The sequence below is a fragment of the Xanthobacter dioxanivorans genome, assembly GCF_016807805.1.
GTDB lineage: Bacteria > Pseudomonadota > Alphaproteobacteria > Rhizobiales > Xanthobacteraceae > Xanthobacter > Xanthobacter dioxanivorans.
The window spans coordinates 2,385,423-2,408,145 of sequence record NZ_CP063362.1 but is presented as its reverse complement, the minus strand read 5'-3'; the positions used below and the strand labels follow the sequence as shown (position 1 = coordinate 2,408,145).

At 62.7% G+C, this 22,723-nt stretch carries 29 protein-coding genes and 1 tRNA gene; 26 read left to right on the top strand and 4 right to left on the bottom strand.

The annotated features are described in order from the left end of the window. Positions 1–8: 8 nt before the first annotated feature. On the bottom strand, positions 9–1,175 hold the full coding sequence (locus tag EZH22_RS11400; protein ID WP_203195733.1) for an ABC transporter ATP-binding protein: 1,167 nt from the start codon (positions 1,173–1,175) through the stop codon (positions 9–11). 335 nt (positions 1,176–1,510) lie between these two features. Here EZH22_RS11400 and EZH22_RS11395 point away from each other — a divergent pair. The 24 genes from EZH22_RS11395 (at position 1,511) to EZH22_RS11280 (ending at position 17,746) form a co-directional block, all read left to right on the top strand. After that, a tRNA-Thr gene (locus EZH22_RS11395) sits at positions 1,511–1,585 on the top strand. 90 nt (positions 1,586–1,675) lie between these two features. After that, a complete protein-coding gene (locus EZH22_RS11390; protein ID WP_203195732.1) occupies positions 1,676–3,190 on the top strand; it encodes a DUF6538 domain-containing protein in 1,515 nt (504 codons plus the stop codon). A gap of 210 nt (positions 3,191–3,400) precedes the next feature. Further along, positions 3,401–4,672: a phage portal protein gene (locus tag EZH22_RS11385; protein WP_203195731.1), complete on the top strand. Its 1,272-nt coding sequence runs from the start codon at positions 3,401–3,403 to the stop codon at positions 4,670–4,672. After that, complete coding sequence (locus EZH22_RS11380; RefSeq protein ID WP_203195730.1) at positions 4,650–4,868, top strand: hypothetical protein; 219 nt, start codon at positions 4,650–4,652, stop codon at positions 4,866–4,868. The genes EZH22_RS11385 and EZH22_RS11380 overlap by 23 nt, the downstream gene beginning before the upstream one ends. Next, complete coding sequence (locus EZH22_RS11375; protein ID WP_203195729.1) at positions 4,865–5,200, top strand: gene transfer agent family protein; 336 nt, start codon at positions 4,865–4,867, stop codon at positions 5,198–5,200. The genes EZH22_RS11380 and EZH22_RS11375 overlap by 4 nt, the downstream gene beginning before the upstream one ends. Then, the gene (locus tag EZH22_RS11370) at positions 5,193–5,444 is read left to right on the top strand and encodes a hypothetical protein (RefSeq protein WP_203195728.1); all 252 of its coding nucleotides are present in this window, start codon (positions 5,193–5,195) and stop codon (positions 5,442–5,444) included. Before EZH22_RS11375 ends, EZH22_RS11370 begins: the two co-directional genes overlap by 8 nt. Then, positions 5,431–5,937 carry an HK97 family phage prohead protease gene (locus EZH22_RS11365; RefSeq protein ID WP_203195727.1) on the top strand — a complete coding sequence of 169 codons (507 nt, stop codon included), beginning with the start codon at positions 5,431–5,433 and terminating at the stop codon, positions 5,935–5,937. The genes EZH22_RS11370 and EZH22_RS11365 overlap by 14 nt, the downstream gene beginning before the upstream one ends. A gap of 10 nt (positions 5,938–5,947) precedes the next feature. Then, positions 5,948–7,105, top strand: coding sequence for a phage major capsid protein (locus tag EZH22_RS11360; RefSeq protein ID WP_203195726.1), 1,158 nt, complete (start codon positions 5,948–5,950; stop codon positions 7,103–7,105). A 16-nt stretch (positions 7,106–7,121) separates the two neighbouring features. Next, positions 7,122–7,508 (top strand): hypothetical protein, encoded by a 387-nt coding sequence (locus EZH22_RS11355; RefSeq protein WP_203195725.1) that lies wholly within the window; start codon positions 7,122–7,124, stop codon positions 7,506–7,508. Next, positions 7,508–7,837 carry a hypothetical protein gene (locus EZH22_RS11350; protein ID WP_203195724.1) on the top strand — a complete coding sequence of 110 codons (330 nt, stop codon included), beginning with the start codon at positions 7,508–7,510 and terminating at the stop codon, positions 7,835–7,837. The genes EZH22_RS11355 and EZH22_RS11350 overlap by 1 nt, the downstream gene beginning before the upstream one ends. Before the next feature lie 163 nt (positions 7,838–8,000). After that, positions 8,001–8,576, top strand: coding sequence for a phage tail assembly chaperone (locus tag EZH22_RS11345; RefSeq protein ID WP_203195723.1), 576 nt, complete (start codon positions 8,001–8,003; stop codon positions 8,574–8,576). A 139-nt stretch (positions 8,577–8,715) separates the two neighbouring features. After that, positions 8,716–10,077 carry an HNH endonuclease gene (locus EZH22_RS32605; RefSeq protein WP_203195722.1) on the top strand — a complete coding sequence of 454 codons (1,362 nt, stop codon included), beginning with the start codon at positions 8,716–8,718 and terminating at the stop codon, positions 10,075–10,077. 133 nt (positions 10,078–10,210) lie between these two features. Continuing rightward, positions 10,211–10,510 carry a head-tail connector protein gene (locus EZH22_RS11335; RefSeq protein ID WP_203195721.1) on the top strand — a complete coding sequence of 100 codons (300 nt, stop codon included), beginning with the start codon at positions 10,211–10,213 and terminating at the stop codon, positions 10,508–10,510. Then, on the top strand, positions 10,507–10,899 hold the full coding sequence (locus EZH22_RS11330) for an HK97-gp10 family putative phage morphogenesis protein (protein WP_203195720.1): 393 nt from the start codon (positions 10,507–10,509) through the stop codon (positions 10,897–10,899). Before EZH22_RS11335 ends, EZH22_RS11330 begins: the two co-directional genes overlap by 4 nt. Next, entirely contained in the window at positions 10,896–11,330 is a 435-nt protein-coding gene (gene gp17, locus EZH22_RS11325; protein ID WP_203195719.1) for a tail completion protein gp17, read from the top strand. Before EZH22_RS11330 ends, gp17 begins: the two co-directional genes overlap by 4 nt. Beyond that, on the top strand, positions 11,323–11,655 hold the full coding sequence (locus EZH22_RS11320; protein ID WP_203195718.1) for a phage head completion protein: 333 nt from the start codon (positions 11,323–11,325) through the stop codon (positions 11,653–11,655). The genes gp17 and EZH22_RS11320 overlap by 8 nt, the downstream gene beginning before the upstream one ends. Further along, entirely contained in the window at positions 11,652–12,026 is a 375-nt protein-coding gene (locus tag EZH22_RS11315) for a phage terminase small subunit P27 family (protein WP_203195717.1), read from the top strand. Before EZH22_RS11320 ends, EZH22_RS11315 begins: the two co-directional genes overlap by 4 nt. Continuing rightward, positions 11,992–13,599 (top strand): terminase large subunit, encoded by a 1,608-nt coding sequence (locus EZH22_RS11310; RefSeq protein WP_203195716.1) that lies wholly within the window; start codon positions 11,992–11,994, stop codon positions 13,597–13,599. The genes EZH22_RS11315 and EZH22_RS11310 overlap by 35 nt, the downstream gene beginning before the upstream one ends. Next, positions 13,600–15,603 carry a tape measure protein gene (locus EZH22_RS11305; protein WP_203195715.1) on the top strand — a complete coding sequence of 668 codons (2,004 nt, stop codon included), beginning with the start codon at positions 13,600–13,602 and terminating at the stop codon, positions 15,601–15,603. 189 nt (positions 15,604–15,792) lie between these two features. Beyond that, entirely contained in the window at positions 15,793–16,398 is a 606-nt protein-coding gene (locus tag EZH22_RS11300) for a hypothetical protein (protein ID WP_203195714.1), read from the top strand. Between the two features lie 282 nt (positions 16,399–16,680). Continuing rightward, positions 16,681–16,920, top strand: a complete 240-nt coding sequence (locus EZH22_RS11295; RefSeq protein ID WP_203195713.1) for a hypothetical protein — start codon at positions 16,681–16,683, stop codon at positions 16,918–16,920. A 91-nt stretch (positions 16,921–17,011) separates the two neighbouring features. Continuing rightward, the gene (locus EZH22_RS11290) at positions 17,012–17,251 is read left to right on the top strand and encodes a hypothetical protein (protein WP_203195712.1); all 240 of its coding nucleotides are present in this window, start codon (positions 17,012–17,014) and stop codon (positions 17,249–17,251) included. Next, complete coding sequence (locus EZH22_RS11285; protein ID WP_203195711.1) at positions 17,248–17,406, top strand: hypothetical protein; 159 nt, start codon at positions 17,248–17,250, stop codon at positions 17,404–17,406. Before EZH22_RS11290 ends, EZH22_RS11285 begins: the two co-directional genes overlap by 4 nt. Before the next feature lie 58 nt (positions 17,407–17,464). Next, a complete protein-coding gene (locus EZH22_RS11280) occupies positions 17,465–17,746 on the top strand; it encodes a hypothetical protein (RefSeq protein WP_203195710.1) in 282 nt (93 codons plus the stop codon). Positions 17,747–17,939: 193 nt separating this feature from the next. Here the strand turns inward: EZH22_RS11280 and EZH22_RS11275 are convergent, their stop codons facing one another. Next, a complete protein-coding gene (locus EZH22_RS11275; RefSeq protein WP_203195709.1) occupies positions 17,940–18,791 on the bottom strand; it encodes a hypothetical protein in 852 nt (283 codons plus the stop codon). Positions 18,792–19,171: 380 nt separating this feature from the next. On the opposite strand from EZH22_RS11275, the gene EZH22_RS11270 reads away from it, so the two are divergent. After that, positions 19,172–19,456: an HdeA/HdeB family chaperone gene (locus EZH22_RS11270; RefSeq protein WP_203195708.1), complete on the top strand. Its 285-nt coding sequence runs from the start codon at positions 19,172–19,174 to the stop codon at positions 19,454–19,456. 95 nt (positions 19,457–19,551) lie between these two features. Further along, entirely contained in the window at positions 19,552–20,367 is an 816-nt protein-coding gene (locus EZH22_RS11265) for a WYL domain-containing protein (protein ID WP_203195707.1), read from the top strand. A 67-nt stretch (positions 20,368–20,434) separates the two neighbouring features. Here the strand turns inward: EZH22_RS11265 and EZH22_RS11260 are convergent, their stop codons facing one another. Both EZH22_RS11260 and EZH22_RS11255 read right to left on the bottom strand, forming a co-directional pair. Beyond that, complete coding sequence (locus EZH22_RS11260) at positions 20,435–21,088, bottom strand: NUDIX domain-containing protein (RefSeq protein WP_203195706.1); 654 nt, start codon at positions 21,086–21,088, stop codon at positions 20,435–20,437. Beyond that, positions 21,085–22,716, bottom strand: a complete 1,632-nt coding sequence (locus tag EZH22_RS11255) for an ABC transporter ATP-binding protein (protein WP_203195705.1) — start codon at positions 22,714–22,716, stop codon at positions 21,085–21,087. Before EZH22_RS11255 ends, EZH22_RS11260 begins: the two co-directional genes overlap by 4 nt. Positions 22,717–22,723 lie beyond the last annotated feature (7 nt).

Below are 22,723 nucleotides of genomic sequence, written 5' to 3'. Positions count from 1 at the left end.
CTCCAGGGTTAGCGGGTGAGCAGGACGCCGGCATGGGGCGCGAACGTCACCCACACCTTGTCGTCCCAGCTGATGGGCCGCGCCACCACGCGCGACAGGTTCGGCTGCGAGACCTTGATGCGGGTGCCGCAGGGCAGCTCCACATGGTAGATGGAGAGGTCGCCCAGATAGCCGATGTCCCAGATTTCGCCCTGGAAGCAGTTTTCGGCCAGGTCAGCCGGCGGATCGAGGGAGATGCGCAGCTTCTCCGGGCGGATGGCGAGGCAGGCGGGATCGCCCGCCTTGGCCGCGACGCCCTGCGTCACCACCAGCGGGAAGCGCGTCACCGAGGAGGTGAGGTGCGTCTCGTCCGGGCCGGCCTCGGTGATGGTGCCCTCGATGAGGTTCACCTCGCCGATGAAGTCCGCCACGTAGCGGGTGGCGGGCTGCTCGTAGATCTCCGAGGGCGGGGCCACCTGCACGAGGACGCCGTGATTCATCACGGCGATGCGGTCGGCCACCGTCATCGCCTCCTCCTGGTCGTGGGTCACGATCAGGAAGGTCATGCCCAGGTCCATCTGCAGGTCCATGAGCTCGAACTGGGTCTCCTCGCGCAGCTTCTTGTCGAGGGCGCCGAGCGGCTCGTCGAGCAGCAGCACCTTGGGGCGCTTGGCGAGGGAGCGGGCGAGGGCCACCCGCTGGCGCTGGCCGCCGGAGAGCTGGTGCGGCTTCCTCTTGGCGAACTTCTCCAGCTTGACGAGGGTCAGCATCTCCTCGACGCGGGCGTCGATGTCGGCCTTCGACATCTTGTCCTGCTTGAGGCCGAAGGCGATGTTGTCCTGGACGTTCATGTGCGGGAACAGGGCGTAGGACTGGAACATCATGTTCACTGGCCGCCGGTAGGGCGGCACGCCCACGAGGTCTTCTCCCGCCAGGGTAATGCGGCCCTGCGAGGGCTCGTCGAAGCCGGCGAGCATGCGCATGAGCGTGGTCTTGCCGCAGCCGGACGGGCCGAGGAGCGCGAAAAACTCGCGCTCGTAGATGTCGAGGCTCACATGATCCACGGCGGTGAAATCGCCGAAGCGCTTCACCACGTTCTCGAAGCGGATCAAGGGTTTCTTCGTCGGGTCCGCCCATGGGGCGAACGTGCGCCGGACGGCGCCGATGGTTTCCTTGCGCGCCTTGTCCGCAGCCATCCTGTCCCCCGTTCCGGCTTGGTGATCTGGAGGCTAGCTGCGGAACGCGCCACGCTCAAGACGTGTGCACGCGCAAAATTGCGCCGCGAGGCGCCCAGGGCCGCAGCAGGCTTGCCGGACGCGCCGATCGGAGGGAGGGGACAGCCCGGCACCGCCCCACGCACCGGCGGACGGGGAGGCGGCGGCGTGCAGTTATATGTTCATGGCCGTCCCCCTCCGGCCGGATCGAAGGACCGCCCCCTTGCACCCGCCGTCCGCTTGTGGCAGAGGAGGCCGCCTGACGACGGAAGACGACGTCGCCGCGGGGCGATGGATCATTTCCCGCCCGCCGGCGCGCTGCGGTAGCTCAGTGGTAGAGCACTCCCTTGGTAAGGGAGAGGTCGAGAGTTCAATCCTCTCTCGCAGCACCATCCCAAAGCGTTGCAAACGCTAGAAACCCTTGCAAATCCTCACCTCTTGTCCAAAGCTCCGTCCAACGACTGTCCAAAATCGAGGCGGACATGGCTGCGAAGACCCCACACGTACGGCAACGGGGCACCACCTTTTTCGTGCGCATCGGCGTACCGAAGGAGCTTCGGGAGATCGTCGGCAAGAGCGAGCTTCACGAGTCGCTAGGGGGCAATCGGCGAGAAGCCGAGCGCCGATCCCATGCGGTGCTCGCGCGATTTCACGGCATCCTAGACGAGGCGCGCCTGAAGCTCGCCCAAGGCACGGACGCCCCTCCCCGGCTCTCCCGCGCCTTGGACACGCCCAGCCTCGCGCGGCACCACTACCAATCAGAGTTGGACCTAGACGCGGCGCTTCGCGATGCCGGAGCCTTCGCATCGTCCGGCTTCGATCCGGCCGTCTATGAGCGCATCTTTGCTCCGGCCTATATGGCCGCGCTGCGGGAAGTCGCATCCGGCGCAGCACCAGACGACAAGATCGCGGCGACCATCGGATGGGCGATAGACGCCCACGCCCGTGTCAAGCTGGTGAAGGCCGAACCCGGCACCCCCGAATGGCGCGCCATCGCCCGCACGCTGGCAGGGGTGCAGATCGAAGTCATGAAGCGCACTAGCGAGCGCAACGCGGGCGAACCTGAAGCCGAGCCCGCTCACCCTGCACTGAAGCCTGATGCCCAGCCCGCCCCTGCCCCACGCGAGCGTGTCCGCATTCTCGATCTGTTGGACGGCTACCTAGCCGAGCTTCGCGCGTCCGGCCGTGGCGCCGAAGCGGAGAAGCGTTGGACGCCCGGCTTTAAGGCGTTCATCAAGCACCTCGGACACGACGACGCTAGCCGCCTCACGAAGGCGGATGTGGTCGCGTGGAAAGACGCCTTGCTCGCCACCATGTCGCCGAAGACGGTTCGTGACACGAACATCGCGGCCCTTCGCGCCGTGTTTCAGTGGGCAGTCGATAACGACCGCCTGAAGACGAACCCGGCGCGCGAGGTGAAGGTGCGCGTTTTGAAAAAGGTGCAGAACCGGGAGAAGGGCTTCACGCTCAAGGAAGCCAACGCCATTCTGAAGGCCGCGCGCGACCATAAGCCCAAGCCCTCCGACAACCCCAGGACGCGCGAGTCGGTGCCCATGACGGCGGCGAAAAGGTGGGTGCCGTGGCTCTGCGCCCATACCGGCGCCCGCGTCGCTGAAATGACCCAGCTCCGCAAACAAGACGTGCGGGAAGAGAACGGCATCGCCTTTGTGCGCATCGCACCGGAGGCCGGCAGCGTGAAGACGGGGCAATATCGCGACGCGCCGCTGCATCCCCAACTGATCGAAATGGGCTTTCTGGATTTCGTGAAGGCGGCACCAGACGGCCCGCTCTTCTATCTCGACAATCCAGACCGCACCGGGAAATCGCACCCCTCAAAGCAGATCGCCGGCCGGCTCGCCATGTGGGTGCGGGCGCTGAACGTCGTTTCGCGTGAGGTAGACCCTAATCATGGATGGCGCCATCGGCTGAAGACAGTAGCGCGGGAGCTTGGGCTAGATGCGCGTGTGATCGACAAGATTCAGGGGCACGCAGCGTGAACAGCCGGCGAAGATTATGGCGACGTGACCTTGAAGGCTGCTTATGCGGCCATCCGCCAAATGCCCCATTACACAGCGAAGGTTGACGACGAAGGCGAGAAAACGGCCACCTAAACAGAGATTTTCCGAAAATCTGAGGTGGAAAGGCTATATCACGCAGATTTGCCGTGCTATTCTAATGGGGAATAGATACGGGTTTCACTATAGCCAATGGGAATTTTCGATCTTTTTCGTCGAAATCGTGAGGCCGCCGATGAGGTGAAGGCGGCCCCGAGCCGCCCGGCGCCCTCTCCCCTGACATCCACCGATGCCGCTTGGCTCTGGCAGTTGATCGGCGCGCCGGCCTCCGATGCTGGCACCCTTCAGGTAACGGTCAATGAAGAGACGGCAATGAATTGCACCGCCGTGCGGGCGGCAGTTCAAGCCATCGCCGAAGCTGTTGGGCAGTTGCCGCTTGTCACGTACAAGCGCGGTGAAGACGGCGCCAAGGATCGCGCCACCGATCATCCGATTTATAGCGTCCTACGCAATCGCGTGTCCGAAATCCATTCGGCACAGTGGTTCAAAGAACAGCTTACCCGCGACGCTCTTCTCTACGGCAACGGCTACGCCCTGATCAATCGCTCCGGCGACTATGTGGAGCTTTGGCGCCTCTCGCCTGCCGCCGTCACGGTCGAACTCGATCAGATCACATGGGCGCCCGTGTATAAGGTGCGCCACGGCGACAACCGCGAAACCATCTATCAGCCCTCCGAAATCTTCCACCTCATGGGGCCGAGCCTGAACGGCTATTCCGGCGCCTCTCCGATCCAGCAGGGCAAAGGCGCCATCGAATTGGCGATGCTCCTCGAAGAGCACGGCAAGGCCCTTTTTCGCAATCGTGCCCGGCCGGACGGCCTGTTCTCGCTTGAAACTAGCAACAAGGAAGCGACGACAGCCAACCGCGACGGCCTCAAGACTGCCCTTGCCGGCCGGAACAACTATTCGGCTCTCATTGGCGTCGGAATCGCCAAGTACATTCCGATCAGCTTCACCTCTGTCGACTCTCAATTCCTTGAACTTCGGCGCTTCTCTGTCACCGAGATCGCCCGGCTTTTCCGCGTTCCGCCGCACATGCTCTTTGACCTTGAGCGCGGGACGTGGGCGAACACCTCCGAAATGGGCGCCGAATTCTTGACGTATAGCCTTCGGCCTTGGCTGGCGCGTTGGGAAAACGAAGTCGCGATGAAGCTCTTTAGCGAAGCCGAGCGCGACACCTACTTCGCTGAATTCCTCGCCGATGACCTCACGCGCATGGATATCGCCGCGCGTGCCGACGCCTACGGCAAGCTCATTACCGCCCGCGTGCTCAATCCCAATGAGGCCCGCGCGCGCGAGAACCTGCCGCCCTACGCGGACGGCAAGGCGTTCGTGAACCCGAACACCACCTCTTCCACATCCCCGGACAATCGGAACAACGATGGACTTCCCGGTAATGCTTAATCACGCCAAGGTCGCGGCCGACTTTGCGCAGGCCAACGGCCCGTTCTCAATCGCCCTGCGCCGGCTGAACGCCCTCGGTATCAACGGCCGCCCCCGGCGCGGCGTGCCCGTGGTGCTGGACCTCGACACCCTCGGCACCTCTCCCGCGTGGAATGCCGACGACCTGGCCCCCGCACATTCGGAGGCCGGCAAGTGACGACGACCCGGATTCACCGCTTCCTTGGCGATGACGAATATTCCTTCGATCTGGCGCCGCAGGTTGTGCAGTTGGAGAAGCGCCTTGACCTCGGCATCGGCGAGATTTCGCAGCGTGTCGTTTCCGGCCGCTTCCATCACCGCGACCTGATCGAGATCATCCGGTTTGCCCTGATCGGCGCCGGCACCTCCCCGGAGGCCGCGAAAAACATGATCGAGATTTTCGTTGATGGCGCGCCGTTGAAGCCGGCTCACACCCTCGCAGTCGAAATCCTCTCTGCGGCATGGGATGGCGAAGCCGAGCCCGAGCCGGAGGTGAACGCCGATGAGTGAAACCCCGGCGCTGCAAATCGATAGTGGCGCCATCGATCGGATGTTTGATGGCCCGGTGTTCCTCGCCTTCAAAGCGCTCTGCGAAGAGCTTTTGAGCGACCGTGACAAGCATCACGAAGCTTTCGCCCATGATCCGAGTGGTGGACTCGAAATCGTCATCACTCCCGCTTGGAAGCGCGAGATCATCGTTGAGCTTCTAAACTCTCTCGATCTTGAGCCGGAGCACCAGCATGAACCGGCTTGAGATCAAATCCACCTTCACCGTTGACGATACCGGCGCCATCGAAGGCGTTGCATGGCCCTTCGGCACGCCCGACCGCGTGGGCGACGTGATCGAAAAGGGCGCCTTCGCCAGCGTGCGCACGCCCCTGCCGATCCTGTTCGGCCACGACCCGAACGACGCCATCGGCGTTTGGGAGAGCGCAGCCGAGACCGCCACCGGCTTTGTCGTGAAAGGTCGCCTTCTGGTGGAGGACATGCCCCGCGCCCGTGAGGTGCGGGCGCTGGTGCGCTCCGGCGCCGTCTCTGGCCTTTCGATCGGCTTCAGCACCCGCAAGGCCGCGCCCCGCGTCGGCGCCCGTGGGCGGATCATTTCCGCCCTGGACCTCGTGGAAGTCTCGCTTGTGACCGTGCCCAGCCATCCCGGCGCGCGCGTCACGTCCGCCAAATCCGCCGCGTCGGTGCTCGCCATCGCCGAGGCCATCACCCGAGCCGCCTCGGCTCTTCGCTCTCACTGAAGGAAACCCCGTGTCCCTGCATTTTCCGACCATCGAACTGAAGGACGCCGATCCCGTTGACGCTGTGACGGCGGCCCTCGACGAACTCACCAAGTCCGTTGATGACCGCCTGAAGGCCATCGAGACCAAGAGCGCCAATGTCGCCGATGCCGGCGAGCTCTCCGAAGTGAAGGCCACGCTCGCCAAGATAGAGGCCAAGCTGTCCCGCCCCGGCATCATCACCGACCGCAAGGCCGACGCAGGCGAGATCGAGCGTAAGGCATTCGCGTCCTACCTTCGCCACGGCAACGCGGCCTCGGCCGACGAACTGAAGGCCCTCACGGTTTCGACCGACACCGCTGGCGGCTACTTTGCCCCGCATGAGGTGTCCGCCGAATTCATTCGCGATCTGGTGGAATTCTCCCCCATCCGCGCACTCGCCAGCGTGCGCACCACGGGCGCCCCCAGCGTCACCTATCCCAAGCGCACCGGCACCACCAACGCGAAGTGGAAGGGTGAGAACCAGCCTTCCGAGGGTTCGGAGCCCAGCTTTGGGCAGGCCGAAATCGTCATCCGCGAGATGACGACCCACGTCGATATTTCCAACCAGCTTCTCACCGATGGTCCGCAGGCCCTCGCCGAGGTGAATCTCGCGCTCGCGGAAGACTTCGGCGTGAAGGAAGGGCTTGCCTTCCTGCATGGCGACGGCGTGCTCGCTCCGGCCGGCATCATGAATGATGCGGGCATTCAGCACACCCTGAACGGGCACGCGACGAACCTTTCCGCCGACGCTCTGATTTCGCTCATGTACGACATGCCTGCCGCTTACCGCCAGCGCGGGACGTGGATCATGAACAGCAGGGTTCTCGCCACCATCCGCAAGATCAAGGATGGTGCCGGCAACTACCTGTGGCAGCCCGCCTATTCCGCCAGCACGCCCGAAACGATCCTCGGTCGGCCCGTGGTGGAAGCCGTGGATATGGCGGACGCAGAAGCCGACGCCTTCCCGATCCTCTTTGGCGACTTCGCCACCGCCTATCGCATCGTGGACCGCCTCGCGCTCTCCACCTTCTCGAATCCCTACCTTCTCGCCACCGAAGGCATGACCCGCATCCATGCGACCCGCCGTGTCGGCGCTGGCGTGGTGCAGGCCAAGGCCCTGCGCAAGCTGAAGATGGCGACGGCCTGAACAGGAGACACTGACAATGCGTGACCTCATGAACAACGTGGGCGTGGTTCAGGCCATCGGCCCCGCCGTGCTTTCCGCCACCGCCACCGGCCCGGCCCTCGACCTCCTCGGCTTCAACAGCGCCGTGCTGGTGCTGAACACCGGAGCCGTTGCCGGCTCCGGCAACTTCACCGCGAAGCTTCAGGAGAGCGACACCACCACGCCCGGCGACTTCACCGACGTTGCCGCCTCGGACCTGCATGGCGCTTTCCCGGCGAGCCTGTCGGCCGACGCGGTGCTGAAGGTGGGATATCGCGGCCACAAGCGCTACGTCCGCGCCGTCATCACCAAGAACAGCGGCACCAGCATTGCGGCTGGCGCCGTGCTGGTGAAGGGCGACGCCGCTTCGCGTCCGGTGGCCTGATGGCGCGCGTTGAAATCTCGTTTTGCGAGCTCGGCAATCGCTCGGCTGAGGGTATGTCGGCCGGCATCGCCCTTGGCGAAAAGACGAAGACAGAGGTTGTCACCAGCGGCGCGACCTCTGTCGCCACTTCGACGGCGAGCGACGCGCCGGACGGCTTCGGATTCGTGAACATCTGGAGCAACGCTGACGTGTGGGTGGTGACGGGCGCTGCACCCGTCGCGGCCGTCCCCGCGAGCGGTCAAATCCGTAACGGATGGCGCGTCGGCGGCTACATGCCCACGGCCTTTGCCGTGCGACGTGGCGACCGCGTCGCGGTCATCACCATCTGAGGCAGCCACGATGTTTATGTTCCGCTGCATTTTCCAACTGAGCGTAATCCGGCGACGGCCTGAATCTACAAGGCCGCCGGCCGGTTACGCCTTTCTCGCGGATGACAATGGCGCCCTTCTAACGGACGACGATGGCGCCCTCATTCTCGTTAAGGCGTGAGCTATGCGCCTTCTGAACGAAGAGACAACCTTGAAGCTGGACGGGTTCACCGTCCGGCTTCGGCCCTCCCTGCGGTGCGCGCTCGCCATCGCAGAGGAGCACGGCCCGGAGCCCGCCGATTTCTGCGGCAAGCTCTTCAAGGGACACCTCGGCATCGTCGCCGATCTGTTCGCCTACGGCATCGAAGATGGCGAACAGCGCGCCCGTGCGCTTGCGTGGCTGACTGGCTCCGGCCCGCTCCGCAAACGCATGGAAGCCGTTTCCCTGCCGCTCTATCGGTTCACCCTGCGGCTTGCCGGCGCCGATCCCGACGCCCGCGCCAGCACCTCGCGCGAGCCGAGCCGGCCCGTCGCCTTCAACAAAGCCCTCGCCGAACTGTTCGGCTTCGCGACCGGCATCCTGCATTGGAGCCCCGATGCGGCGTGGCGCGCGACGCCCCATGAGATCGCCCAGGCAATGCGTGTCTGGCGGAAGGCACAACCCGGCTATGAGCCGAACGACGATGAACGCGCCGAAGCCGCCTTGAGCAACACGTTTGATCGCCAAGCCTTTGAAACACTTAAGAACATGACGGCTTAGAGGGGGCGGCATTTGACGGCGACGTGACCAGCCGAACAGCGGAAAGCCCGCCTCTCTGCCCCCTGCCACGCGCAAGAGAGAGTCAAGGCGGGCGCGGTCACACCCTTTCTCAAAAACGGAACGCGTTACGGATTTCAAGATGGCAGAGGCGGCACCAAGGCGTTGCAGTTGTGGGAAAATCGTCCCCTATGGCGTGAAATGCGAATGTCAGATCGCCCGCGACCGCGCCCGCAAAGCCGCCTCTGATCGGAACCGCCCTTCCGCGCGAGATCGCGGCTATTCCAGCAAATGGGACCGCGCCCGCGCCGGCTTCCTCGCCAAGCACCCCCTGTGCCGCTGCGGAGCGAAGGCCACCATCGTTGACCATATCCGGCCCCATCGTGGCGACGTGAACCTGTTCTGGGACCGGAAGAACTGGCAACCGCTTTGCGTTCGGTGCCATTCCAGCGCCAAGCAGTCCGAAGAGCACCGCAGCGGCAGCAATGCGCTCGCGCACCCCTTCATTGATAAGCCGCCCACCTGCCCCGTCACTATCGTTGCAGGCGCACCCGGCTCCGGCAAAAGCACCTACGTCGCCGAACGTGCCGGCCCCGATGACATCATCATCGATATGCCGACCATCATGGCGAAGCTGGCAAAGGCGCCGCTCTATCAGGCACCCGCCAGCTACGCCCGCGACGCTCTTGAGATCAGAAACAAGGCCCTGAAGCTGCTAGGCGAGCCCAACGGCTACCGCCGCGCATGGTTCATCACTGCCGACCCCGATCCGGCCGCCCGTGCCACATGGTGCCGCAAGCTGAAGGCCAGCGTCGTCATCATGCCGGCGACCCTAGAAGAGTGCATCGCCAACATTGAGGCCGACCCTCGCCGCGCCCATTGCAAGGCGAAGCACATCGAACTCGCCAAAGAGTGGTTTGCGAAGAACCGCCAAGACCTGAAGGCCACGGCGTCGGCCTTCGTGAAGTGGCGCGCACAGAACACCACCACGTCGAACTCCGATGATGATCGACTGTTCGCACATGGCTTCGATTACGACGCCGAAGACGAATCCATCGTCTATGAGCGCGCCATTGATGACGCCCTGATCCGCGCCGACAAGGATAACGACGGCCTCGAATTCTGGACCGCGCACGAGCCCCGCGAGCCGAAGGTTAAGCCCGTGCCAGCGCCGACGAAGAAAGAGCCCAAGGCACCTAAGCCGGCGAAGGCACCTAAGCCGCCCAAGGCGCCGAAACCCCCTAAGCCCCCTAAGCCGCCTAAGCCCCCAAAACAGCCCAAGCCGCCGAAGGAACCGAAACCCCGCAAACCACGCCCTGAGACGCTTGGCAAAACCTACACGTTCAACGGCCTCACCATGACGCTAACGCAGTGGGCGCAGCACCTAGGCGTGAAACGTAGCGCGCTGCAAACGAGAGTAAGGCGAGGCTACCCAATAGAACGCGTGCTCACGATAGAGCAATACCGATCGCAGAACGACAGAAGAAAGCCAAACCTGACATGATGACGTGGATACTCACGCCCATGTACTGTACAATATATGCAGCCGGGGGTGGTTAAAGACTTCTCTCGACTGCTTAGGGACCGGCGCGGGCAGACACGCGCGAGTCTCTGTCAAATTGGAGTTTTATGGTTAGATGGCCGTTACGTTGAATGATCTGAAGGAACACCTTCGCCTTTCCAGTGGCGATGAAGACGCCGTGTTGAGCCGTCAGCTTGCCGTCGCATCGGTCATGATCGGGCAAAAGGTGGGCGGACTCGATCAGTTCAACGGCAGCATCCCGGCTCCGATTGATCTGGCGATTCTGATGTACGCCGCGCACCTCTACAGCAACCGGGAGGCCACCACCTACGGGACGCAGGTTTATTCCCTGCCGCTTGGCGTGGAAGACCTGATTTCGGCTTGGTCCTTCCCCGTGCCGCTGGCAATCCGATGAGCATGGCCGATCAATTTCGCGCCTTCATTGCCGCCAAGGAAGAGGCCATCAGGGCAGAAGCCCTGAAGGCACAGGAGGCCAGCGCCAAGGAATTCGCCCGCGAGGTGCGCCGGAAGGTGCCAAAGCAGTCCGGCGACCTGCGCAAGAGCATCGTCGTCACCGGCCCCGGACAGCGCACCCCCGCCTATTCCCGTGGTGGAGCGCGCACCGTCCCCGCGAACACGTTCGTCGTGACCGCAGGCAATGAGCGCACTCGGTACGGCCATATCGTGGAATTCGGCTCCCGGAAGATGACCGGCCGACACTTCTGGTGGCCGACGCTGCGGCGCCTCCGCAGCAAGTTTCGCAACCGCCGCAAGGCCGCGCTGCGGAGGGCGATCAAGCGATGAGCCTCGATCCCGTTCTAGCCCTTACCAAGATGGTCGCGGAACGCCTTCTGGCGTCGCCGGAATTCACCGATCTGTGCCCGCCAGAACGGTTCGTTGATTCCTATTCGGAGCCCGATGCCGGCCCGCTGGTGCAGATCGGCAACGCGGATTGGACCCCGCCCGACCATTACGAGACGTGGCACCACAAGGTGTTTCTAGACCTCGATGTTTGGACTCGCGACGAAGACAACGCGGTTCTCTGTCGCCAGATCACAGGCGCCATTGCCCGCACCCTCTCCGGTGCGACATGGGCGCCTTGGCGTGGTGACGGCTGGATCGTTCATGGCCTTGGCGTGAGCGTCACCAGCGACCGCGACGCCAGCGAACAAGACCTCGCCCACGCGACCGTTGCGCTTGATGCGGTCATGCAGGAGGTGGCGACCGATGCGTGATGTAGCCGTGCGCGCTGGCGCCCTCTTGGAAAAGCTCACCATTGAACGCGGCGAGGCCGCGACCGGTGCCTATCGCAATCAGGTGACTGTCTGGACGCCGCGCTTCGATATTCGCGCCGAACTCCTCGAAGACGTTCGGGAGGAAGAGCCCACGGAAGCCGGCTCCCGGATCACCATCAAGGCCAGCTTTCTCATTCGCTATGTGGCCGATCTGAAGATGACCGACCGGCTGATTTGGGGCGGCGAGCGCTTCAACATCGTCGGCCTGAAGGTGCTCGGCAGGCGGCAGGCCATCCAGATCGACGCGAAGAGGATCGGCCCGTGAAAGGAAGGAAGCCCAGCACCATCGCCAGCACAGCCGGCGCCCTGACGAAAGCCCCGGCCCCGCCCGCGTGGCTCTCCCCGGACGCGAAAAAGGAATGGAAGCGCTGCATCCGGCCGCTGATCGAGCGTCGCATTCTCACGCAATCCGACCTAGGCCAGCTTGAAAACTACTGCATCGCGCAAGGCCGCGCCCGTGAGATCGAGCGCACGTTGCAGGCCGCGTTCAGCCTGCCCCTGTGCCGCGCACAGGACAAGGCGTTGGCGACGGCGCGCCAGATCGCGGCGGAACTCGGACTGACGCCCATGAGCCGCAGCCGCCCCACCATGATTGAAGACGATGATTCCGAAGACTCATCCGACCTGGCTCTTTGATAGCAGCCCAATTCCCGACCCCTTTGGATATGGCGCGCGTGCGGTGCGCTTCCTAAAGGCGCTACGGCACCCGGAAAGCACCTCACCCGGCAACTCCTTTCAGGTGGACCCGTGGCTAGAGCGGCTTGTGCTCGCCATCTATGGCCCGCGCCATCCTAACGGGACCCGCATCGTAAAACGGGTTCCCATGCTCCTGCCTCGCGGCAACCGGAAAACGACCCTCTGCGCTGCCCTCGCGCTACTGCATACCCTTGGACCTGAGCGGAAGCCGTTTAGTGAGGTTATTGCTGCGGCTGCAGATCGCAAACAGGCCGCGCTTGTTCACAAACAAGCCGTCGATATTATCCGGATGGATAAGCGGCTCATAAATGTGAGTAAATTGCTCGATTATCGGCACAAGATCATTTCGAAAAAGCATGGTACATTTTTCGAAGCGATCGCGAGTGATGGGAAAACGCAGCACGGGCGTAGCCCATCCCTAATCATTTGTGACGAACTTCATAGCTGGGAAACGCTCAAGCTGTGGAATGCTCTAGAGAGTGCGATCGTTAAGAAAGACCCACTGGTCATCCTCGCATCGACGGCAGGAGCGGGACGCGAGCATATCGCGTGGGCTCAGTATGAGCAGGCCCGGCGCATCGCTCGCGGCGACGAGGTGAATCAGACCGTTCTCCCGGTGCTTTTCGAGGCCAGCGCCGACGAAGATTGGAAGGACGAACGGGTATGGTTCCGCGTGAACCCCGGCCTTTCATGCGTGCCGCCCTATCAGTCGATTTCCGCCATGCGGGATCAGGCGAAGCAGGCTGAAAGCGTCCCCAGCACCAAGGCCAATTTCCTTCAGTACAACCTGAACGTTTGGGCCGACAATTCGGCCGCCCCGTTCGTTGACATGGGCGTGTATGACAAGGGCGCCGATGAGATCGATTTCAAGGCGCTGAAGGCCGAACCGTGCTGGCTCGGAATCGACCTTTCGCAGGTTTATGACATGACCTGCATTGTCGCCGCTTGGCGTGACGGAAAAGGCGGATACTTGGTCCGGCCTTGGTTCTTCCTTCCCGAAGAACAGCTTATGAAGCGCGCCACGGCAGGCTATCGCGAGTGGACGGATGCCGGCTTCATTGAGAAGTCGCCCGGCAATGCGATTGACTATGAGTTTTTCCATCGACGGCTTGTGGAAATCTGCGGCGAGCTGAACGTGCAACAGATCGGCGTTGATCCGAAGGGCGCCAATCCCACGCTCGCGACGCTGACAAATCAGGGCTTGCCGGTATTCCAGTTCTCGCAGGCAAACGGCAGCATGTGCCCGGCCGTGCATGAGCTAGAGCGCGCCATCGTTGCCGGACAGTTTCAGCATGGCGGCAACCCCGTCCTGCGCTGGTGCTTTGAGAACGTCCACACCGTGAAGACGGCAGACGGCTACAAACGATTCCACAAGGGCAAGTCTGAACTGAAAATCGACGGCGCCGTTGCTGCGGCCATGGCCGTAAAGCTCGCATTTGACAGCGAGTTGCCCGGCCGCGCCATCGATGATGCTGAATTCATTCGCGACTTCTACAAAGATCAGGCGGCATAAATGGCAGAGAACGACGGCAAACTCGAAATTGGCTTTAGCGTCGATAATTCGACGTTGGAACGCGGATTCAGGCGCTCGCAACAGGTTGCCGATCAGTCCCTAGGCAACATCGAAAAGCGCGCGGATCGGGCGAAATCCCGCATTGAAAAGAGCATGGCAGAGGCCAGCAGCAAGGCCAGCAAGAGCCTTGCCGATATCGGGAGCGGCGACACCTTCGCGGCAGCGGCGGCGCGCCTTAGCGGCGTGGTCGCGGCGGCGTTCGGAGGCCGCGCCATCGTGAACAACCTGAATCAGTGGCAATCCCTGAACAATGCGCTGAAGGTTGCCGGCCTTTCGGGTGCGGACCTCACGAACACCCTTGATCGGCTCTTTGTTGCGGCCCAGCGGCAGAACGTGCCGCTTGAATCGCTGGTGACGCTGTTCGGCAGGGCGACGCAATCGGCCAAGGAACTTGGCGCCACGCGTGACGAACTGATTCAGTTCTCCGAGGATATCGCCACCGCGTTGCGCGTCGCCGGCACCTCGCCGGAACAGGCATCCGGTGCGCTCCTTCAGTTGTCGCAGTTGCTCGGCTCCTCGCGCGTTCAGGCGGAGGAATTCAACAGCGTGAACGAGGCCGCCCGGCCGATCCTGCAGGCGGTTGCGCGCGGGATTGAAGAGGCCGCAGGTTCCGTCAGCAAGCTCAAGGCTCTGGTGACTGACGGGAAGATCAGCAACGTCGCGTTTTTCAGGGGCTTTCAGGCTGGCGTCGGCGAGCTTCGCGAACAGGCGGCATCGGCCGAAACGACCATTGAACAGGCCACGACCAAAATCCTGAATGCGATTTTGAAAATGACGGGCGAGGTGGACAAGTCGGCCGGCTTCTCCAAGGCGCTTGTGGCCGAACTCGACAGCATGACCGAGGGCTTTCAAAAGGCGACCGACCCCATCAAGGAGGTTGTCGGCCTTCTGCAAAAGCTCGCCGATCTTCAGAAGTACATTTCCGACAACGGCCTGAACCTCGGCAAGAAGCTGAATCAGGCGATCTTCGGCACAGACACCGTTACGGAATATCTGTTCCCGCCCGCCCCGAAGCTCGCCGGCAGTGGCGGCATCGGCTCCGACCCTGATCGGAATTACCGGCCGCAGGAGAAGGCGAAGCCCATCAAGGCGGCGGATTTCCCCGTTGTGGGCGGGAAGGACGGCAAGGAGTCGATTGACCAATATGAGCGCGCGACCCGCGCCATGAACGAACAAACGCGCGTGCTTCAGATCGAAGCTGCGGCCGTTGGCCGGAGCACCTTTGAGAAGCAGAAGGCGTTGGACGTTGAACGGCTCCTGAACGCCGCGCGTGAGGCTGGAAAGACCATCACGCCGCAGCTTCGCGCCGAGATCGAAGCCGAGGCCGACGCGCACGCCCGCGCAGCGCAGGAGCTTCAGAACGCCGAACACAAGATGGAGGCGAACCGGGAGCTACAGCAGGAAGTCGGGAGCCAGTTGTCGGACTCGATCCATGGGCTTGTGACCGGCGCCCGCTCCCTGAATGACGTGCTCGCCGATGTGCTCGACAACCTGATTAAGCTGGCGCTTCAGGCTGCGATTTTGGGCACCGGCCCCCTTGCCGGCATGTTCGGCACCAGCGGGGGCGGCGGTATCGTCGGCGCCGTGTTCGGGGGCGCCCGCGCTGGTGGTGGCGATGTGGAGCGCGGCAAGTCCTATCTGGTGGGCGAGAAGGGACCGGAGCTTTTCACGCCCGGCAAGTCGGGCGGCATCGTTCCCCATGATGTACTGCGCTCGATCCGGCCGCCAACGGTCAACGTTCAGGCGGCACAGCCTGCGGCGCCGGCCATCACCTTCGCGCCCGTGGTGAACGTCACCGGGGGCGGCGGTTCGCTCTCGGAAAACCGAGCGCTATCAGACGAAATGGTTACGGGACTGCGCAATTTGCTCCGGGAGGAAATGTTCGAGTTCGTGCGGCAGCAGCAGCGCCCGAGAGGCATTCTGCATCGCGATCAGTACCGATAGCAAAAAGCGCCCGGCTCACTCGCCGCTATAATACCCGGTTGGTGGCGCTCACGGGTTCCGCGTAGCGCCATCGAAAAGAAAAGCCCCCGCGAAGGTTCTCGACTTCGCGGGGGAGGGCATCGTCAGCAGTCACAGAGTTAACGCGGAGGAGCGACCGCGCCAGTCAAAGCATGGGGAAACAGCTTCGACATGACAGAGTATAGCAGCAATCTCGCCGGAGTGCGCGAGAACTACGAAATTTTTCGCGAGTTTTGGGACCGCCGCGAACAGCAACACCGCGACCGAAAGCAACACAACGCGCAAATCAACAAGGAAGCCCGCCAGCGCCTTTCGGCAGATCGCCGGAAGGAGGCAACCCGCGCGCGTGTGGAACGCCACCGTGCGGCGCTGAAACCGATCTGGACGCGCCAGCCGGTGGACCTAGACCGCCTGCGATGCGAGATGCAAGCGCTTCGCCTTTGGCTGGCACAGGACGGCAGGCCGCAGCGGAAATTGCGCAAGCGGGCAAAGGAGATCGGCGCCGCGCGCGCGCTCTACGCCGCGCACCTTGCGGAGACGGGGAAGGCTCCGACGCATCGGGAAATGGCTGAAGCCATGGCCGCACGAACCGGGAAGGCTTGGACCGTCCGGCAAGGCCAGACCGCGCTCGGATGGCTAGAAGCGTTGGAGCAAGCCGGAGTGTGGGAGCGTTACAGGATTTCACCGGTTAGGCAAACCGGTGAAGGAAGCCGGGAGGGTGTTTTCATTGAATCACAGCCGGTTAGCCACAAGCCGGAGGATGCTTTTGGTTTCTAACCGGTGAAATACTGTAACGCGTTTCTCAAGTATATAAGGACTCTTTAGATTCTAAGAGTCTTCTAGATTCCTGAGCGGCGTTACACATTTTCACCGGTTAGAACTCTCCGGCTCCCGAGGCACCTGCGGCGAACCCTAGGGACTTCCGGCCCGCTTAAGTCAATTTTGATTTAACTCCCCGGCTGCTTAAATCAAGATTGACTGAAGTTTTTCTTTGTTTTACAAGCTATTACGTCTGGTGTACGTTGCGATTCTCTCGATCAAACGCAGGGAATACACCAGATGACGAACATCTATCTTCCGGATCATGTTCACGCGCAGATCGTGCAGCGCCTGGCGGCTCTTCTCCCGGAGCCTTTTGCCAGCCGTCTGGACTCCCGTGACGTGGCCGCGTTCCTCGCCGAACACGCTGGCATCGTTCCGGCGTCCATCGCCCGCTTTGAGGCCCGCGATCATTTCGAGGAAGCGAACCCCTTGCCGGCTGGTGGCGAGCGTTGGGCAGCAATGGTCCCGGCCCGGTAATTCGACATCACGGATTCGTGAACGAAATCGAACGAGCGCATCGATCCGGCCGCTATGAATGTCCTGTCAGTGAAACGACGCAGGACGACCCATGCTCAAAGACCTCTCAACAGACGAACGGCGCGCGTACTTCCGCGCGTCGCAGGCCCGTTACATCGCTCAACTGTCGCCAGACCTGAGACGGCGCCGTTGGCGCGAGGATCAACGCAGGCGCCGCGCCAAGATGCGTGCGGCGAACCTCAGAGCACTTGAGAAACGTATCGAGAGGCTTCCTGAGCCCGATGTTGATCGGCTTCTGAACGTGCTCGATCCGGCCGGCGCGCACCCATGAGCGAGAAAGCGACGAAGGCAGAGCCTGACGCGGATGCGGCTCTTCGCGCCGACCTCGCCGAGATCGCGAACGCCGATCCGAAGGCCCTTCAACCTGATCGGCCGCCCGACCTCTCAGACGAGGAGCTAGACGCGCTCCTCGCCGAGCTCGACTGACCCCAGGGCGCCAAGTGACGCCCTCCAAACTCCCAATCTCACGCAAAGGACCTGTTAAATGACCTACCTGATCGATGACGAAGCCCTGCACAACCTGCGGCCGGTGTCCGCCGAAGATGCCTCAGCGATCGCTCGGAAGCTTCGCCAGCGCGAACCCCTCCCCGGCACCTTCGATGTGCGGGAGGACCGTGCCGGTATCCGCGTCGCTCGCTCGGAGGGCGACGATCTGCCCTTCACCGGCACGGCAGGCGACGGCGGCGATAGCGGGACCGTGTACATCCTGACCGATGGCGCCCGGTGCTACACATATGAGGATGGAGTTCGTTTCATCGAGCCGTAATTCTGCACCAGCAAGGCGGCACCTCCCCGGTGCCGCCTTTTTCAGCTTGAGAATGTTCCCTATTTGTCCATTGGTCAGGCATGGCACGCCCGGCGACCATCCTCCACCTCAAAGCGCGAGACGTGCCCGCGTGCCTGAAGTGTGACGCTTGCGGTCGGCGTGGGCTGGTGGACTGGCCTCTTCTGGCGCCACCTCAGCCCAAATCCTTTATATCGTAATATCTCCAAACATCGTTGTGCTTCAAATTCAGTGTTGATAAATAAACCGCTGCGTAGTCGTTAACTATTCCAGATCTATTTCGCCAGATAAGTAATTTGAAAATATAATTCGCCAGATATCCAATTGCAATAATCGCTCCAAACATCGAAAACAGCGCGACAAGCGCCATTCCGCCGAGAACAGGTTTGCTATAATTATTTTCAAAATATTTAATTACATTATCATCAATTGAAAAAGCTCCAAAAAAATCGGTCAACACAGCAGAAAGAGCAAAAATGGATGCCAAAAATGCGCCGATGTATCGCATAATGTCAATCGTAAAGAATTCACGACGAACCATCTCTTTTACTTTTGTTGATATATACAAAGTCGGCATGAAATTTTTCTCTCTATAATATACGCAAAATACAATCGCTTCGCCGGGTCTAAGCAAATTCAGCCTAAAGGACCCGTCTTTCATCTCTTTTATATCAACTAGACTATCCTTTTTTACAATTGAAACCCTTACAATATGCTCTTCCTCGCCTTCAGCGTCCCGTTTAATTTGTATATCTGAAATAAAATCGCTATACTCGATCGCCGACGACCCTTTATTCCACAATAAATAGTATCTTTTTTCTAAATAGTCGTAAATTTCTCCATCGACGGACGATTTAACGTCAGAAGACGTAGAAAGTCGAATAGGTTCCGTAACGCAAAAACCAATGATCTTTGTAACAAGGCTCTTTTTATAATAGTGCCGAGCAAGCCATATAGATAATATGCCGACTACAAGGCCAATGATCCCCAGCGCGCGATCAAACCCCATCGACGAAAAATCAAGCATTTCCCTAGCCCAGAAGCCCATCCCTAGCGAACTGTACCCATACCTTTCGTAACTGCAAGGACGGCAAAGAGGGCGAGACGGACGCAGATCAAACCTAAAATAACATAACATCCATGTTAATTGTCCAAAACCTTCCCGTCCAAGCGTCCAAAATACCTCCGTTCATATTTTTTCTTCATTGTTTTCAATATATTATCCCGTTCATTTTTGAATTCAATCCTCTCTCGCAGCACCATCCCAAAGATCCCTCCGTTTCCCATCGACTCGGCCGCCAGAAACCGTGCCTCACGGCCCGGTTGCACGTGGCCGGTGTTTCGGGGCCGTGCTAGGTTTAATTCAACGTCGCCGCCATTCCGCAGAGCGACGCTAAGGGGGGCACCATGAAACACGCCCTGGCTCTCATCCTTCTCGTCGGCGCCTGCGTTCCCGCCGCCGCCGAGAAGTGGGACCTCTCCACCATGACCTGCCAGCAGTTCATCTCCAGCGACAAGCCGACCATCACGGTCATCCTGTCCTGGCTCGATGGCTACTATAAGGATGACGACGCGCCGCCGGTGATCGACACCGACCGGTTCGTGGCCAATGCGGGCAAGCTCGGCGAATACTGCGCCGCCAATCCCCAGCTCGGCCTCATCACGGCAGCCGACCACCTGTTCGACGATTGACCGGGCGGGCATCCCGCCCCACCGGGGCGCTAGATCGCGGCGGCACAGCCGGCTACAAGAGCGGGGCAGACCTGCCTGCCCCGGGTGACCGCGCCATGAACGCCATCACGTCGCTGAAGACCTTCCTCGCCGACCGCGTGGAGCTGTTCGGCGCGCCGCTCTATGCCTCGGCCGGACGCCTGAGCGTCCCCGCCGACGATCCCCACGACGAGCTCGCCGCGGGCCATGGCGAAGACCACGACCCGGCGGACGGGCAGTCCTTCGCCATCGACTATGTGGACCACGCCGGCAACGAGAGCCATCGCCGGATCTCGGTGTGGGCCGTGCAGCGCAATGTGGAAGGCGTGCCCATCCTCATCGCCAAGTGCCACGAGCGGCAGGCGACGCGGGCCTTCCGGGTGGACCGCATCACCGCCATCACCGACCTGGACGGCGCGCGGCGCGAGCCGCTCTCGCGCTTCTTCTTCGAGACCTTCGGCTTCGTATGGCCGAAGAACGCCATCATCGTGCCGCCGGACGAGCCCGCCGACGTGCGGTGGGACCGGATCCGCACCATCACCCGCAAGACGGGGGTGGTGCTGCTCGCGGCGCTCGCCCTCGCCGATGGGGAAATGGGCGCGGCGGAAGCCGAGGAAGTGGTCTTCTTCTGCGAACGCGCCTGCAGCGCCGAGGGGCTCGACCTCACCGGGGCGGAGCGCGAGCGGCTCGCGGCCTATGTGGGTCGCCTGCGCCCGACCACGGAGGCGATCGACGGTGCCCTCGACACCCTGTTCGAGAGCGGGAACGAGGCCATCGCCACCGTGCTGAAGGCGGGCCTGCGGGTGGTCAAGGCGGACGGCTCGCTCCGTGCGGAGGAGGCCGAACTGCTCGATACCTATTGCTACGCCCTCACCGGGCGGCACCTGCTGTAGACCGCCCTCGCGGAGCCGATGCGGCGGCGCATGGGAAGGCGCGCCCTCCCGGCACGCGGCGACATCTTCACGCCGTCGCCGCCCCGGCCAGGGTCGCCACCCCCGCCAGGAGCGCGGGCAGGCGGTGGCGGTTCAATGCCAGCCATTGCAGCGCAATGATCACATAGCCATTGATCATTCGCCCCGCCTCGACCGCGGCGAGGGCGTCATCCAGCTTCACCGCGAACGGATAGGTGCGCTCCGTCTCGGCCTCCGCCCCGGCCTGCTGCGGAAGAGCGGCGGAATCGAGGAGGCCGAGGAAGAGCACGGCGAACTCGTCGCTCACCCCCGGCGAAGGCACGAAGCGGAGCATGGGGATCAGCGCCCGCGGCACCACCCCCGCCTCCTCCCCGCATTCGCGCAGGGCCGCGGCCTCGTAGCCCTCCCCCTGCTCGACGATGCCGGCGACGATCTCCACCATGTCGCCCCGGTTGTGGACGAGATGGGCACCGAAGCGGAACTGGCGGATGAGCACCACGAGCTCCCGCTCCGGGTCGTAGCCGAGCACTCCCACCACGCTGCCGGCGCGGATGATGTCGCGGGACTGCACGTCGCTGGACCCGTCTTCGTGGTGGAGCACGATGCGGTAGCGCTCGTAGGGACGAAAGCCCCTTGCCAGCAGCTCGGGGCCTTCCACGTCCGCCCGCGCGGGACGATCCTCGGGGAGGTCGGTCCGTGTCACTGGCGCACCACGCCCTGCCCGGCGGTCTCGAGGTCGAAGGCGGCGGCGAAGAGGGCGCGGGTGTAGGCCTCCCTCGGCCGCTCGAACACCTCGCGGGCCGCCCCCTCCTCCACCATCTTGCCGTCGCGCATGACGAGGATGCGGCTGGCCAGCGCCGAGACCACGCGCAAATCGTGCGAGATGAACATGAAGGTGAGGTCGCGCTTCCTCTGGAGGGCGCGCAGCAGGTCCACGATCTGCGCCTGCACGATCATGTCGAGGGCGCTGGTGGGCTCGTCCAGCACCACGAAGGAGGGTTCGAGCGCCATGGCGCGGGCGATGGAGATGCGCTGGCGCTGGCCACCGGAGAATTCGTGCGGATAGCGGTGCCGGCTCGAAGTGTCGAGCCCCACGTCGGCCAGCGCCGCCACCACCCGCGCATCCCGCTCGGCCGCCGAGAGCCCGCGCTGGTGGACGAGCAGGCCCTCCCCGACGATGTCCGCCACCGACATGCGCGGCGAGAGCGCACCATAGGGATCCTGGAACACGATCTGCATGTCCGAGCGCAGGGGCCGCATGCCCTTGAAGGACAGGCCGTCGATGCGCCGGCCGAGGAAGGTCACCGGCCCCTTGGATGAAATGAGCCGCAGCAGCGCGAGGCCGAGCGTGGTCTTGCCCGAGCCGGATTCGCCCACCACCCCCAGCGTCTCGCCGCGGCGGATGGCGATGGAGACACCGTCCACCGCCTTCACGAACCCCACCGTCTTGCGCAGGATGCCGCGCTTGATGGGAAAATGCACCTTGAGGTCGCTCGCCTCCACCACGATGGGCGCATCCGGCGAAGTGGGGGCGGGATCGGGCTTCGGCTCCGCTTTCAGCAGGGCCTTGGTGTAGGGATGGCGCGGATGGAGGAAGGTCTCCTCCGCCCCGCCCTGCTCCACGATCTCGCCCCGCTGCATGACGCAGACCCGGTCGGCGATCTTGCGCACGATGTGCAGGTCGTGGGTGATGAACAGCATGGCCATGCCGAGGCGCGCCTGCAACTCCTTCAGCAGCTTGAGGATCTGCGCCTGCACGGTGACGTCGAGGGCGGTGGTGGGCTCGTCGGCGATGAGCAGGTCCGGCTCGTTGGCCAGCGCCATGGCGATCATCACCCGCTGGCGCTGGCCGCCGGAGAGCTGGTGCGGATAGGCGGAAAGGCGCGTCTCCGGCTGTGGAATGCCCACCTCGGCCAGAAGCTCCAGCGTCCGCGCCCGCGCGGCGGCCGCGCCCATGCCGCGATGGAGGGTGAGCATCTCCCCCACCTGCTGCTCGATGGTGTGCAGCGGGTTGAGCGAGCTCATGGGCTCCTGGAACACCATGGTGATGCGGTTGCCGCGCACGGCGCGCAAGTCCCGCTCGGGCACGGTGAGCAGGTCCTTCCCCTCGAACAGGATCCGCCCCGAGGGATGGCTGGCGGCGGGATAGTTCAGCAGCTTCAGGATGGAGAGCGCCGTGACCGACTTGCCGGAGCCGGATTCGCCCACCAGCGCCAGCGTCTCCCCCTTGGCGAGCTGGAAGGAGACGTTCTTCACCGCCAGAGCCGTCTCGCCATCCCGGCGGAAGGCGACGGAGAGGTCTTCGACGGCAAGGAGGGGAAGGGTGGCCATGTCTCGA